Origin of the sequence: Ferroplasma sp. (genome assembly GCF_031200575.1) — an archaeon.
Taxonomy (GTDB): domain Archaea; phylum Thermoplasmatota; class Thermoplasmata; order Thermoplasmatales; family Thermoplasmataceae; genus Ferroplasma.
Genome location: NZ_CP133597.1, coordinates 837652 through 851992, shown reverse-complemented (window position 1 = coordinate 851992; position 14341 = coordinate 837652). Strand labels below are relative to the sequence as shown.

The window sequence follows — 14341 nt, the reverse complement described above, 5'->3', positions numbered from 1 at the left end:
TATAAATTTATCTAATTTCTAAACATAGCCTAGGGAAATAATAAAGGCTTTAAAGTACCGCATCTTCAACATTTCTGGATAGCCTTGTCCGTAGCCTGAGGGAGTTTAATACAACAGTAGTAGAACTAAGGCCCATTGCCAGGGCAGCGAATATGGGAAGCACATAATATATCCCGAGACCCAGCAGTGGAACCAGGACTCCGGCTGCAACAGGTATAAGTGCAGAATTGTATCCAATTGCCCAGCCAACATTCTGCTTTATCTTTTTTATTGTGTATTTCCCTATGTATATGCTTCTCAGAATATTTTTTAAATCGTTGTTCAAAAGTATAATGTCTCCGGCTGCACCTGCTATGTCTGACCCTGAAGCCATTGCAACACCTACATCAGCTGTTTTCATTGCCACAGTGTCATTTATCCCATCACCCACGAACATAACGTATCTTCCGGCTTCCTGCTCCTTTTTTACAATGTCTGCCTTCATATCCGGCTTCATGGAGCAGTAATACTCACTTATTCCAAGTTTACTGGCAATCCCGGAGGTGTTTTCTTCAGTATCACCTGTAACTATCATGACCCTAATATGGTTCCTGATGAGGTTTTTCACATCCTGTTCTATCCCCTTTCTCATTGAATGTTCTATTTCCAGTGTTGCCAGCTCTTTACTGTCAAGGAATAATGATATATGTCCCCCCGATCTCCTTGCCTCCACGTGTAAACCGTTATAAACCCCGGTTACTCCCGTGCCTGGAATCTCCCTGAACTCCTTTATTTCAGTCTTTTCTGGGTTTCTATCCTTAAGATAGGAACATATTGCCACGGCTACTGGATGGTTGGACAGGGATTCCATTGAGTAGAGAAGTGAAACTGCAAGATGTTCATCGCCATGAATATCTAACCTAGTAACTTTTGGTGTATTGTCTGTAATCGTTCCTGTTTTATCAAATATAACCGTATCGATTTTTGAAAGTCTGTCCATGGAGCTGGAATTTTTTATCAGTATGCCATTCCTGGAGGACGCATTGGATGAAATAAGAAGGGTAATGGGGGCAGCCAGACCAATTGCGCAGGGGCAGGCTATTACAACAACAGAAACAAAAACAAGCACCGCAATTATGGAATATAGTGGATTTCCAAGAGAGCTTAAATAGAAGTACCAGAAAATGGATGACGATCCCGCTGCAACAAGTACAACTGGTACAAAGTAAGATGAAAATATATCTGATATTTTTTGTATTTTTGCCCTGCCCATTGATGCCATCTGTATCATGGAGTAAATTTTCTTCACAGTAGAATTGTTTCCAGTTTCTTTTACGGAAATAGTAATGAGACCGTTCAGGTTAACTGTTCCTGAGATTACACTGGAACCGCTATTTTTCAGTACAGGATCACCCTCTCCTGTAACCATGGACTCATCCACCTCTGAAGAACCATCTATTACTATTCCATCTGCCGGGATATTCTCGCCTGGCCTTACCTGTATTGTATCACCAACAGCCATAGATTCTATGGGCAAATCAACAGTTTCACCGTTCTTCAGTATATGTACCTTATCTGGCAGAAGTGATAAAAGAGTGGTTGCTGAGGAATTGGCTTTTTTCTTTGTAAGTGATTCTATATAGCTTCCTGTAAGAATCAGTGTAATTATAAAAACAGATGCGTCATAATAGGTATAGCTGACAGGAAATATATGTGGATCAACGGTCACCGTCAGGGAAAAGAAAAATGCAGTAAGGGTTCCCAGTGTAATAAGCAGATCCATGTTACCCATTTTATCCTTTATGGCCTCATAAGCACCACGGTAAAAATCAAATCCCACATAAAATTGAACAGGAAGAGCAAGTATAAGCAAAACAAAATTTTTGAATGGAAAAACTAAAAGATAATCAATAAAAATAACAGCCAGAGAAAATGGCCATGCAATAAGGAGCTTGGTTTTTAATGCACCACTTTCCTCATCTGGCCTGTCAAATTTATCCTTGCAGCCCTGAGAGCAGAAATAATACCTGACCCCGTCTCTATCTGAGTATATAGTGGAATCCTCAGATACATACATTCCACAAACAGGGTCAACAGCCATTTATTCACCTTGTATATTTTACTGGGTTTTTATTAAATTCTTCCCTGCACTCTTCCCTGCAGAAGTAATATGTTTTTCCGCCATACTCACTGGATATTTCCTTTTTTCCTTTCATTCCACAAACTGGATCTGTTGCCATAATTTAGAATTGATAAAGCCTATTTATATGTTTACAGGGCAGAATGCCTATTTTTTTACGTGTTTTTCTGTGTTTTCGCTATTTATATAATCATCCCTGCAGGTGTTGCAGCAGAAGTATAATGTTCCCTCCAAAGTGTCATATTTCATAGGTTTTCCAGCTATTATACCTCCACAGTAATCGCAGTAAAGATCAATTGTTGGCGGAATTTTGTTGATAACTCTGCGATGCGCTAAATCAACCCGATTATAGCTTATACCAGCTCCAATGGCTTCCCTGTTCATTATAACAGTATAGTGGCCGTTGGCCAGCTCGAAATATTCTATAACTTTATCACTATCCACGGAATTTATGTCATCTGTCTCCATAATTATGTAGAGGCTATCCTCAGGTTCCTTTGTCTCAAGTGTATATCTTTCTATGATGCTACTGTTCAATTTTTTAATAATGTTTGATACAGTATTCCTGTTGAGCCCGAGTTTTCTGGAAATATCAAGAACTGACATCCGTGAGTCATTCATTAAAAGCCTCAGAACTTTTGATTCGTTGTAGGTTATTTTATCTTGCATATTCCATTATTATTAAATAATATAAAATCATATTGCTATATTTTGTTAATTAAAATTTAACATAATGCACATAATAACACTTTAATAATACATATGGATAATCTCTTATGAAAGTACAGGTGGGCAATGGCTCAATTGAAATCGGAGACAAGGAGGTTAAGCTAATAGGGACCAGAATTTTATCAATATCTGTTACCACAGTACAGGGCCCATGCAACGATGAAATGTGCCCGCTAATCAAAAAACCTGTATGCACCATAGTCGATCATTTTAGTCAAAGCGAGGATTATAGAATAGAGAACCCATTACAGATTGAGATGCAACAGGAGGTATATAATTCCATTAACCGGGAAAGGCAGGCAGTAAAAATAAAATATAAAATTGGAGGAAAATTTGAAATTAAAGGTTTATCACTGATCGGCACTGCTTGAATATGTATTTTCTTCCTCGAATTTTTTCTCCGCTTTAATGGAGAAATGGATTCCTGCAAAGTACAGTGCAATCATGGGTATGGCTATTACAACCATGGTGAATCCAGTAACGCCCGGCGAGAATATCATGCCATAGACCAATGCGCCTATAACTGCATATCTCCAGTTCTTTTTCCATGTATCCGCTGTGACTATGCCGAACCTGCTCAGGCCAACCATAAACACAGGTATTTCGAAGGAAAGCCCGAAAGCTATGGTATACATGAATATGAAGGAAACAAAGCTGGAGATTCCCATAGTTACATCTGCACCCACACCTATATCAAAATCTGCAAAAATTCTGAACAGGACAGGCGCAATGAAATATATGCCCACAAATGCCCCTGCAAAGAAGAGCAGGGATGCAGGTATTATTATCGACCTTAAAAGTTCCTTTTCACTGTTTTTAAGTGCCGGATCAATAAACTTTGAAACTTCATAGATTATAACAGGCATGGAAATTATAAGGGAAATAGCCATACATGTATAAAAATCAGCCATTACCCCATCAACAGGCTTCAATACCAGGAGCGTTGTATTTGATGTAAGGTCATGGGATTTTAAAAGATATAATACCTGAGCTCCAACATTATCCAGTGGATCCGGATATAGAAAAAGGAATCTCTGACCGAATATAGAAATATACTGTATCCTGAAAATTACGAAAATACCAAAAAAAACAGCAAAAACTGCAAGTATCCTGATTGCCCTGTACCTAATTTCATCCGAATATTTAACCAGATAGTTCAATAATTCGTTTTCCATATTAGTTTTGCTTGGTTTCTACTGCCCCTTCTACAGGCTTTGCGGAGCTACCCAGTTTTTCGTTGATTTCACTTATTATCTGATCTATTGTCTTGTCTTTTATATCTATATTCAGATCTTCGGCAATTTTCATGTAATTTATCTGGCCCTTGTTTGTCTGTGCAGTGCTTGTCCCGTTTTTCAATTCATTTTCAATTTCCATCTGGCCCCTCTTGAATTCTCCAGTTGCCTTTCCCAAATTTCTCGCCATTTCCGGTATCTTCTTTGTTCCGCCGAAGATAATCAGCGCAACAACAGCAATTATCAGTATGTCCATATACGAATCAAACATTAACTATCACTTATTCATAATTATCTTGGAATTAAAAATATGTTTTGTTTTTATTGAACATATTCAGGAAATTAAGTAAACATTTAGATATCTTATAAATCAACATTCATGGCCAATGATAAAAACTATATTCCTGAGCCCGAGAAAAGGGCTTTTCTAAAGGGAGCAGGCCTTTCAATCGCAGCCCTGATGGTGGGGGGTCTATCTATGGAACGCTACGTTGTACCAAGTGACCGGAGCGTTCCTGTAATGGATAACTTCCCTCTGGCTGTTCTGGAGGATCCCAGTGGAAGCAGGATTACAATATCTGATGTTATAGAATATGCGGCAGCAAGCCCTTCATCAACAAGTACGCCCATACTTGTTTTTAATTATCCCTTGCAGGACGAGCCGACATTTTTAATTGTTCTGAAGAATGTTAGGGTTACAACGCCCAATACATCCCCTTCATCCGGGTTTAATCCTGTGGCTCCATCTTCAACTGCGCCTATGGACGGTATAATTTATGTAAATAACTACAATGGTACAGGCAACAACTATTCGATCCTTGCCCTGAGTGGCATATGCCAGCATCTTGGGTGTGTTCCGCCATTTCTGGATTACCATCCAGGAAAGAGCATACCATTTGAGTCAAAGCTGATTGGATACAAGGCTGACGCACCAGGTACACCGGCACAGTGGCCGGAGTACGGCTTAATTTACTGCAAGTGCCACGGAAGCCAGTACAACCCGGTTTGGGGAGGGAGAAACCTTTACAATAACGGCCCCGCATCCAGCCCTGCAAATCATTCCCTGCCACAGATTATGCTGGCAACCGACAGTAATGGATCCAATGGAGGCGGAAATATATACGCCTATGGTATTAATTCAAGCAATGCTGTTATTAGAACACATCTGAAATTCCCTGGAGGTGAAACTTATGGTTCGCAGGTTAAAATAGAAGACCTAACAGGCGGCACTGCAATAAGGACCTCAAGAACTCCCACTAATTATCCATCAACAATGTATACAGGGGAAGTTAACAACACCAGTTCTTCTAATTATAAAAGCCTGGGCACTTCATCCTTAGAATTGAATAGCAACAGCAGTGGGATCATACTGTATAGGACTACAGTAGTCAGTAACCAAAACGATAGTGCTAATAATTTAAACTGGAAAGGAAGCTTTTCAGGAAATAGCTCCAGCGGGAGCTCGTAGGTGAATTAGATGGAAAAGGCAGAAACAAATAATTATAACTTAACAGATCTGATGAAGGAAGAGAAGGATCTTCCAGATGGTTCCTATACTTTAGGATTTAAATCAGTAACAAAAAGAGGTTACAAGATCGATGAATGGACCGGTGCGTGGGTTGCAACAGCACTTATTTACCAGATAGTTTCTGGAATAGTCCTGTTCTTTTACTACAGCCAGGTAGATCCGTATCAATCCACACAGTATATCATATCAGACGTTCCGTTTGGCCATATAATACTGACATCGCATCTATATATGGCATACGCCATGATCGGACTTGTTTACTTCCATATGATGAGACAGTGGTTTGTTGGTTCATATAAGGGAAAATGGAGATGGCTACAGTGGATTCTTGGAGTTGTTTTATTCCTGCTCACAATATTTACGGCCATACTGGGGTATATGCTTGCAAACACTGCAATAGCAATGGCAGCTGTGCATATCGGCTTACTGTTTATGCAGAGAAGCGTACTGGGCAGAATACTCCCTGGAGCATTTATAAACTGGCTTGAGGCAATACTGATAGGAAATGGAACAACAACAGCCACTTTTTCCCATCTGTTAGCGCTTCACGTTGCGGTGTTTTCAACCTTGATGCTTGCGCTGTTCGCAGTACATTTTATGCTATTCGAGAGATCCGGGCTTGCAAGTGAGAAACCGAAAAAGGGAGAGATGATCCCATGGTTCCCCACTAACCTACTATATGCAATGTTTTCTGGGATCGTAATGGTTGGAATTATACTGCTAATTTCAGCTGCATTCCCGCAGCAGTTAACACTTGCATACGGTTCTCTTGCATACGGGACTTTCCCGGTTCCTGACTGGTACATCACACCTGTTTACAAATTAATGGATGTGGCAGGTTACGGTTTGAGCACAGGAGGAGTTCCTCTGATAATAGGCATGCTGGTATTCATACTGATACTACCGTTTATAGACAGATACCATAATAAGGGAGTACTGGAAAGGCCATGGATCACTGCATTCGGGATATTTATGCTAATCGGCCTGGCTGTCATGACGGTATGGGGCTATTCACAACCAGGGCTTAGCCAGACAAGGCTGATGACAATGTATCTATGGTGGTCTATAACCTTCATTTCCTTCATAACAGTATATGCCATGAGATTCGCAAAAAGGGATGGTGAAACAAATGAAAGTAACTAATATTGTTTATCTGATAGGCATACTGCAACTTGTTGTGGTGGACCCTATCATGTGGTATATTACCCAGGAATATCCATTTAAATATGAAAGTCTCTGGGCAGTAGTGCTTGTAATTAATTTATTCATGTTCGCAGCTATCATATTTTTAATGCTGCAGAGAACAATAAAGGCGAGGGTTTAAAATGGATAAAAAATCTATATATTTATATTATTATTCGATGATAATTTACCTCTTTGGAAGTGTGCCGTTTATTCTGTATGCGGTATTAATCAAACCTATAGGAGCGATGTACCACGAAGTTCCATCAAAAATGGTATCACCAGTATTCGGAAACTTTGCCATCTATGAGGAAGGCTTGCTTGTAATAACACTGGTGCTTGTTATAATATCAATTATACTTTATGCAGTTTCTCTGGGGCACAATAGATCCAGAAATGGAAAAATATCGACGAGAACAGTAATAGCTCCAATACTTCTGTATGTATTTACATTTGCTGTTATAGGGGTGGCTTTAATATGATGAGAGAAAAATTTGATAAAATGAGAAAAAGTTCAAAGTATATGATGGTAACAGGAATTATATTTCTGATAATTTCAATACCAACATTTCTAGATTACAGTGCTTTCCCTACCATCAACCCACAGATAGGCCCACATCAGATTGCCAGCTGGATATCTTTCTTCTTTACTTTCGTTGGATTTGTACTTCTGGTAATGGCTTTCGGTCAGGAGGATATGTAAAAATTTTATTTTTTTAAATTTAAAAATTATTTACCAAAAATTTTATAATTTTAAGCAGAGTGAATGGACAAAGGGAGAACGCACTCATCTAGTTTCAGTTTTTCCTGCCAATTTCCTGAGCCTTTCTATATGAACCCAGTACCGCATTTGCAATAGCAGTTCTGACATTTGCCTTCTCCATTTCGTATATGCCTGTTACAGTAGTTCCGCCAGGAGTCATGACTTCATCACGGAGATCAGATGCAGATATGCCTTTCTCCCTCATGAGCTGCATTGTATTTATAAAGGTATCAATTACAAGATCTGTTGCCTGCTGTCTGGGTATTCCTGCCAGTATTCCTGCATTTATCATGGAATCGGCCATGATTGCAACGAAGGCTGGGCCACTGCCACTTAATCCTGTAACAGCATCCATATTGGACTCGTCAACCTTCACATAGGATCCAAATCCTGCAAGAATCTTTTTCAACAGTTCGATCTCCGCATCATGGAGATTTTTGTAACTGTATGCAGTAACAGACTTCTGCACGATCATGGGTATACTGGGCATTGCCCTGGCAATATGTGATTCCTTTAACTTTTCCTGCATATGATCCAGTGTCACGCCGGCCATGAATGATATTACAAGTTTATTTTTGCACGCTGTGCGGATTTCCTCCATTACAGAGTCCGATATACCCGGTTTTATGGTTAGAAGAATTATATCTGCATTCTTTGCGTTGTCAACATTATTATCAAAAATTTGAAACCTTTCGTTGTTCCATTTTTTTAATTTCTCAAATGAACCTGAACTCAGGGATATGCTGAAATCATTCTTTATGCCCTCTGCTATGGATTTTCCAACTGTGCCTGCACCTATTATTCCAACTTTCATAATTTATAATTGCAGTATATTATATTATTGTTTATACATTGGTTTCCTTCCAAAGTTAAGATACTAAGGCTCCAGCAGTATTTCAGATAGTGGAATATATGAAAAATATTAATAACTTCATTTCCCATTAAAATTTATGTCATTACTGTTTGATTTAATTGCTCTGCTGATAGCTATTGTGATAATTTCATTGCCTGCCTACGCAGCCTCACTTATTGTTGTTCATAAATCTACTGCAAACTTTGGGAATGCCATTGTCGTAACACTGCTTACACCAATAATTATCATATTCTTCTCACTGGGGCTCCACTTCGTTTTTGCACCACTGGCAGCCCTAGGTAGCCTGCTTGCCTTTATAATAACGCTGGTTATCCTTCTATATGTATACAGCATTATTTATGATATCAGCGTAGGCAGAAGCTTTGTTCTTGCAATAGTTGAAATAATAATATGGTTTATATTCTTCTTCATAACAGGAATCCTGGTTGCACTCCCAGGAATAATATAAAATTATGAAAGAAGGAGAATATCATTGACGACCTGGGCTGCTGTTTCCAGCGGGCCATCGTGCTTTTCAAAAACGGTCAAATCATCATTATTGTCGGTTCTCTCCAGGTATCCCATGGAGAGGGAATCCATAGAAGCTACTGGATCTTCCTGCTTTATGGTGAATATTTTAGATTCTATAACTGGATCTGTACCACCGGTTATATGTGAAAGTACCCGGTAAACTTCTCCAGAATTTTTCATATAGTTGATATCCTTTATATCATCAATGCCCTCATATGCCACATCTTTCAGGGTATAATCCTTCCCAAGAAGTGCGTTGGCAATGATCACCGTTTTTCTGGCACCATCAAGGCCATTTGTGTCATCACGATAATCGGTCTCAGCTATTCCCATGTTCTGTGCTGTTTTTATAGCCTCATGGAAATCAACTCCGGCAATCATCTGATTTAATACAAAATTTATTGTGGAACTTACCTGCCCCCTGAATTCCAGAAGTTTTGATGATTTTAATGAATATTTATTCAGATTAAAAAGGGGGACACCCCCACCAACAGAGGATTCGTAAAGTATTTTTTTCCTGTTTTTCACTGAAGATTCCATAATCTCCTTCCAGTGGAGCGCCAGTGGTGCCTTATTGGATGTTACAACGTGCTTTCCAGCCTCAAATGCGCCGGTATACATTTTCATTCCTGCTATTCCATCCTTTGTTGCCGGTGACATGTCCACTATTATATCTGAATGCAGGGAGTAAATTTCATCCTGATTGATAACCTCAGCAACCTCATCAAGTTCTTTTCTCTCCTTGTACATGAGAACCTTATCCAGATTTAACCCATTCCTGTCATAAACTGTATTTCTGGAATCTGAAACAGATATCACCCTTATATCTGCATTAAATTTAGATTTGAAATATTCATGATTTTCATTTAGAATGCCAACTACTGCCTTTCCTATGTGACCCAACCCCACAAGAGAAATATCCATGGTTGCTGATTATTACTTATTTTATAAAACTTATTATACAATTTTATAAAAAACTCAGATAAATTTTATATTCCATGCAGGTTCAAAAAAAATTATTTAAAATACTAAAAATTCACAGGACGGATGCCGTAACCACCTGGTCATTGTCATCAACATTAATGAGCTTAACCCCTGAGGTTACCCTTGACTGAATCCTGATTTCATCAGAGTTGAGCCTTATTGTTTTATTGTTTCTTGTTACAATAAGAACTTCCTGACCATCCTGAACTGGTATGGCAGTAACCAGAGAACCGGTTCTCTCACTTTCCTTGAATATTAGATTGCCAGATGTGCCCCTGTGGTGGATTGAGAAATCAGTTATCGATGTCCTCTTGCCAAGACCATTCTCTGTTATGCTCATAACCGTATCGTTATCGTTCACCAGGAATGAATTAATTACCTCTGCACCGTTTAACTTCATTGATTTTACACCACGTGAAGCACGGCCAGTTACAGATACCTCATCGCTGAGGAATACAGCAGCCTTATTATTTGAAGCGGCCACAAATATTTTTGATGGCATTTCCAGATCCATTACAGAAACAACTTCATCCTGGTCATCCAGCTTTATTATTTTAAGCCCCGACTCACGCATATCCAGTATCTCCTTTACAGGAGTTTTTTTGATGAACCCTTTCTTGGTTACTATAATAAGATGATTTTTGGAACTTTCCGGAGACTTCATTATCTGTCTAATTTTTTCGTTTTCCCCCATTTTCAGGAAAGTCCCACCGATGCTTCCAAGGGATGTACGGGATTTCTTTTCTATTGTGTATGCCTTGGCCTTCAGTACCCTGCCAGTGTTGGTAAAGAAGTAGATCATATCATGGGACATGCATGAAAGTATGCTTCTTACAGTATCTTCCTTTCTGGTGGCAGTTATTGTGCCCTTGCCCCCTCTTCTCTGGACATTATATTCCTCGGTGGAAACCCTTTTGATCAGTCCGTTTTCGCTAAGTATCATTATTGATTCTTCATTGGGTATGAGGTCCTCGTCATTCCTTGAATTGATATCCCTGTTGAGTATGCCGGTTCTCCTTTCATCCCCGAACTGCTTTTTGATCTCCAGCGTTTCCTGCTTTAATACGTCACGCCTTGCGGAATCGTTATTTATAATCTGATTCAGTCTGGCTATGTTTTCCTTAATGCTTACCAGTTCCTCATTTATCTTCCTTATTTCCAGCCCTGTTAATCTCTGTAGCCTCATGTCCAGTATCGCAACAGCCTGCTTTTCAGAAAGATTTAGCTGGGTCATCAATGATGTTCTGGCTATCTCAGTATTATCAGATGATTTTATTATTTTTATTACGAGATCAATATTCTGTAGGGCTATGGCAAGGCCCGAAAGTATATGCTCCCTGTCCAGCAGCCTGTTAACATCGTAAATTGAACGCTTCTTTATTATATCTAACCTGAAATTAATGAACCCAAGAATCATTTCATCCAGTGTCATTACCTTGGGCTCATTGTTGAGCAGGACAAGGTTGTTTACGCCTATTGTAGTTTCAAGCGGAGTGTGCTCATATAGCTGGTTGATTGTAAGCCCCTTGCTATCTTCATTTTTAACCTTTATGACAACTCTTATACCATTTCTGTCACTTTCATCCCTTATATCGGAGATGTTGTTGATTACGCCATTCTTAACCTGTTCCGCCACGTTCTGTATATACAATGCCTTATTGACACCATATGGCAGTGTTTTTATGATTATTTTTTTCTTTTCTGTATCGTCTATCTCGCCCTGGCAGAAAACCTTGCCGTGGCCTGTCCTGTATATATTCAAAAGGTCAGAATTACGGTAAATGACCCCACCGCCCGGGAAATCAGGGCCCTTAACAAATTTCAGCAAATCTTCGACATTGCAATCTGGATGATCTATGGCATGCATGATTGCGTCAGAAACCTCTGTGAGATTGTGCGGCACCATATTTGTAGCCATTCCAACAGCAATGCCAGATGTCCCATTTATAAGCAGCTGGGGAATTCTGGAGGGAAAATACACGGGCTCATCCAGGGAACCATCAAAGTTGGGGCTAAATGGCACTGTTTCCTTTTCAATATCCCTTACCATTTCCTCAGCCATCCTCCCCAGTCTGGCCTCTGTATACCTCATTGCTGCAGGTGCATCCCCGTCAATTGACCCGAAGTTCCCCTGGCCATCTATCAATGTATATCTCAGTGAAAAATCCTGGGCCATTCTTGCCAGCGCCTCGTATATTGATGAATCCCCATGTGGATGGTATTTACCCATGGTTTCTCCTATAATACGGGCTGATTTTTTGTATGGTTTATCGTGGGTAACGCCGAGCTCAAACATGGAATATATTATCCTTCTCTGAACTGGCTTTAATCCATCACGAAAATCCGGTATGGCCCTGCTGACAATTACACTCATTGCATAATCGAGATATGATGTTTTGATTTCTTCTTCAATCGGTCTAAGTAACATTTATTTCACCTATATGTCAAGATTCTGGACGTACCTCGCGTTGTCCTCTATGAATTTTCTCCTGGGCTCAACCTTCTCCCCCATGAGTATATTGAAAAGCTGGTCAGCGTACAGTGCATCCTCTATGCTCACCTGTACAAGTTTTCTGGTTTCTGGGTTCATTGTGGTTTCCCATAACTGTTCAGGATTCATCTCTCCCAGACCCTTGAATCTCTGTATAACCACATTCTTTCCCATTCTGGCCACCTCTTTATCCTTTTCGTCCTCACTGAAAACATATACTATTTCGTTTCCCTTCTGGACACGGAATAACGGCGGCTGGGCAAAGTATACATGCCCTCCCTGTATTAGCTCATTCATAAATCTGTAGAAGAATGTCAGGAGCAGTGTCCTTATATGTGCACCGTCAACATCCGCATCGGTCATTATGATAATTTTGCCATAACGGAGGTTCTTTATATCAAACTTATCCTTGATGTTTGTCCCTATGGCTGTTATAAGATTTTTTATTTCCTCATTTTCCAGGGCCTTGTTATCATTGGATTTTTCAACATTTAATATTTTGCCTCTAAGTGGAAGTATTGCCTGATATTCCCTGTTTCTCGCCTGCTTTGCAGAACCTCCCGCAGAATCCCCCTCAACAATGTAAACTTCTGTTTTATCAGAATCGTTTGATGAGCAATCCGCGAGTTTTCCCGGCAGTGTCCCGCTCTCCAGTGCTGTTTTCCTCCTGACAAGCTCCTTTGCCTTTCTGGATGCCTCCCTTGCCGCGGCGGCAGCAAGCACCCTCTTGATTATTGCATCTGCAACAGGTGGATATGATTCGAAGTAGTCCTTCAGATATTTTTCAGTTATGGAGGACACAATGCTTTTGACAACAGAGTTGCCAAGCTTTTCCTTGGTCTGTCCCTCGAACTGTGGATTGAACATCTTAACATGGATTACTGCAGTGAGCCCCTCTCTGGTATCGTCCCCGGTGAGTGCTGTTACGCCTTTTATTAAATTCTTTGATTTAGCGTAGTCAAGAACAGCCCTGGAAAGGCCGGTATGGAAACCTGTCATATGTGTTCCACCCTCTGGCGTTTTAATATTATTGACAAAACTTTCTTCCACCCCACTGATTCCGTCGGTGTACTGGAGTGCAAATTCAACAACATAGTCCTTATATGCCTCATGGCAGTATATGGGCTCCTTATTGACTGCCTCCTTGCCCTGGTTCAGGAACTGGACATACTCAACCAGCCCACCCTCAAAGTGGAATTTTTCGTGTTTGCCGGACCTCTGGTCAGTGAGTTCTATAGTTATATTTGGATTCAGGAACGCAAGATCCATTATTCTCTGTGAAATTGTTTGATATGAAAAATCTATGCTATCGAATATTGTTGCGTCCGGGAAAAATTTTATCACAGTGCCATGTTCAGGATATTTCAGCTCAATATTGCTGATTTCCGGGTCCTCAGATTGTTCTAACCTGCCAATAACCTTCAATCCAGATACAGGCACTCCCTGCTTGAATTTTTCGTAATAAATCTTACCTTCCTTCTTTACAAGGGCTATAAGATAATCAGAAAGTGCATTCACAACATGGACACCAACACCATGAAGCCCACCTGTAACCTTATAGACTTTCTTGTCAAATTTTGCACCGCTGTGGAGCTCTGTCATGACTATTTCCAGTCCCGGTCTCTTGTACTTTGGATGTATATCTACCGGAATTCCCCTGCCATCATCTTCTACTGATAATGAGCCATCCCTGTATATTACTATATTAATATCAGAGCCATAGCCTGCCATAGCCTCGTCTATACAGTTGTCAACAACTTCGTATACCATATGGTGAAGCCCTTCTGGCCCCGTAGACCCTATATACATTCCGGGAACTTTTCTAACCGCCTTGAGTCCCTCGAGAATCTGTATCTGTGATGCATCATAATTGTCCATTGCTTTATCCATAGTATCTAAGTATAATACAACATATAATTATAAGGT

The 14341-nt window shown here is 40.0% G+C and carries 16 protein-coding genes; 7 read left to right on the top strand and 9 right to left on the bottom strand.

Annotated elements, in window-relative coordinates:
* Window positions 1-49: 49 nt before the first annotated feature.
* From RE471_RS04725 to RE471_RS04715, 3 genes are read right to left on the bottom strand one after another with little or no spacing between them, the layout of a single operon-like run.
* Entirely contained in the window at window positions 50-2080 is a 2031-nt protein-coding gene (locus tag RE471_RS04725; RefSeq protein ID WP_309215641.1) for a heavy metal translocating P-type ATPase, read from the bottom strand.
* A 4-nt stretch (window positions 2081-2084) separates the two neighbouring features.
* The gene (locus RE471_RS04720; RefSeq protein WP_298278851.1) at window positions 2085-2219 is read right to left on the bottom strand and encodes a YHS domain-containing protein; all 135 of its coding nucleotides are present in this window, start codon (window positions 2217-2219) and stop codon (window positions 2085-2087) included.
* A 47-nt stretch (window positions 2220-2266) separates the two neighbouring features.
* Window positions 2267-2788 (bottom strand): winged helix-turn-helix transcriptional regulator, encoded by a 522-nt coding sequence (locus RE471_RS04715; RefSeq protein WP_309215639.1) that lies wholly within the window; start codon window positions 2786-2788, stop codon window positions 2267-2269.
* 107 nt (window positions 2789-2895) lie between these two features.
* Here RE471_RS04715 and RE471_RS04710 point away from each other — a divergent pair, with 107 nt between their 5' ends.
* Window positions 2896-3219, top strand: a complete 324-nt coding sequence (locus tag RE471_RS04710) for a hypothetical protein (RefSeq protein WP_309215638.1) — start codon at window positions 2896-2898, stop codon at window positions 3217-3219.
* Here the strand turns inward: RE471_RS04710 and tatC are convergent.
* Together tatC and RE471_RS04700 are read right to left on the bottom strand one after the other, a co-directional pair.
* Window positions 3199-4023 carry a twin-arginine translocase subunit TatC gene (tatC, locus tag RE471_RS04705; protein WP_309215637.1) on the bottom strand — a complete coding sequence of 275 codons (825 nt, stop codon included), beginning with the start codon at window positions 4021-4023 and terminating at the stop codon, window positions 3199-3201. The genes RE471_RS04710 and tatC overlap by 21 nt on opposite strands.
* 1 nt (window position 4024) lies before the next feature.
* Complete coding sequence (locus RE471_RS04700) at window positions 4025-4354, bottom strand: twin-arginine translocase TatA/TatE family subunit (RefSeq protein WP_309215636.1); 330 nt, start codon at window positions 4352-4354, stop codon at window positions 4025-4027.
* Window positions 4355-4462: 108 nt separating this feature from the next.
* On the opposite strand from RE471_RS04700, the gene RE471_RS04695 reads away from it, so the two are divergent.
* The 5 genes from RE471_RS04695 to RE471_RS04675 are packed head-to-tail and all read left to right on the top strand — an operon-like array spanning window position 4463 to window position 7496.
* Entirely contained in the window at window positions 4463-5551 is a 1089-nt protein-coding gene (locus tag RE471_RS04695; protein WP_309215635.1) for a ubiquinol-cytochrome c reductase iron-sulfur subunit, read from the top strand.
* A gap of 9 nt (window positions 5552-5560) precedes the next feature.
* Complete coding sequence (locus tag RE471_RS04690; RefSeq protein WP_309215634.1) at window positions 5561-6754, top strand: cytochrome bc complex cytochrome b subunit; 1194 nt, start codon at window positions 5561-5563, stop codon at window positions 6752-6754.
* Entirely contained in the window at window positions 6741-6935 is a 195-nt protein-coding gene (locus RE471_RS04685) for a hypothetical protein (protein WP_298278866.1), read from the top strand. Before RE471_RS04690 ends, RE471_RS04685 begins: the two co-directional genes overlap by 14 nt.
* 37 nt (window positions 6936-6972) lie before the next feature.
* The gene (locus tag RE471_RS04680; protein ID WP_309215633.1) at window positions 6973-7275 is read left to right on the top strand and encodes a hypothetical protein; all 303 of its coding nucleotides are present in this window, start codon (window positions 6973-6975) and stop codon (window positions 7273-7275) included.
* On the top strand, window positions 7272-7496 hold the full coding sequence (locus RE471_RS04675; RefSeq protein WP_309215632.1) for a hypothetical protein: 225 nt from the start codon (window positions 7272-7274) through the stop codon (window positions 7494-7496). The genes RE471_RS04680 and RE471_RS04675 overlap by 4 nt, the downstream gene beginning before the upstream one ends.
* A gap of 94 nt (window positions 7497-7590) precedes the next feature.
* Here RE471_RS04675 and proC read toward each other — a convergent pair whose 3' ends face one another.
* A complete protein-coding gene (gene proC, locus RE471_RS04670) occupies window positions 7591-8370 on the bottom strand; it encodes a pyrroline-5-carboxylate reductase (RefSeq protein ID WP_309215631.1) in 780 nt (259 codons plus the stop codon).
* A 136-nt stretch (window positions 8371-8506) separates the two neighbouring features.
* Here proC and RE471_RS04665 point away from each other — a divergent pair, with 136 nt between their 5' ends.
* On the top strand, window positions 8507-8878 hold the full coding sequence (locus RE471_RS04665; RefSeq protein ID WP_309215630.1) for a hypothetical protein: 372 nt from the start codon (window positions 8507-8509) through the stop codon (window positions 8876-8878).
* 2 nt (window positions 8879-8880) lie between these two features.
* On the opposite strand, the gene RE471_RS04660 is transcribed toward RE471_RS04665, so the two are convergent.
* The 3 genes from RE471_RS04660 to gyrB all read right to left on the bottom strand — a co-directional run bounded on the left by RE471_RS04660 (window position 8881) and on the right by gyrB (window position 14305).
* Window positions 8881-9864, bottom strand: a complete 984-nt coding sequence (locus tag RE471_RS04660; protein WP_309215628.1) for a homoserine dehydrogenase — start codon at window positions 9862-9864, stop codon at window positions 8881-8883.
* A gap of 112 nt (window positions 9865-9976) precedes the next feature.
* Window positions 9977-12352, bottom strand: coding sequence for a DNA gyrase subunit A (gyrA, locus tag RE471_RS04655; protein WP_309215627.1), 2376 nt, complete (start codon window positions 12350-12352; stop codon window positions 9977-9979).
* Window positions 12353-12361: 9 nt separating this feature from the next.
* Window positions 12362-14305, bottom strand: coding sequence for a DNA topoisomerase (ATP-hydrolyzing) subunit B (gene gyrB, locus RE471_RS04650; protein ID WP_309215626.1), 1944 nt, complete (start codon window positions 14303-14305; stop codon window positions 12362-12364).
* Window positions 14306-14341 lie beyond the last annotated feature (36 nt).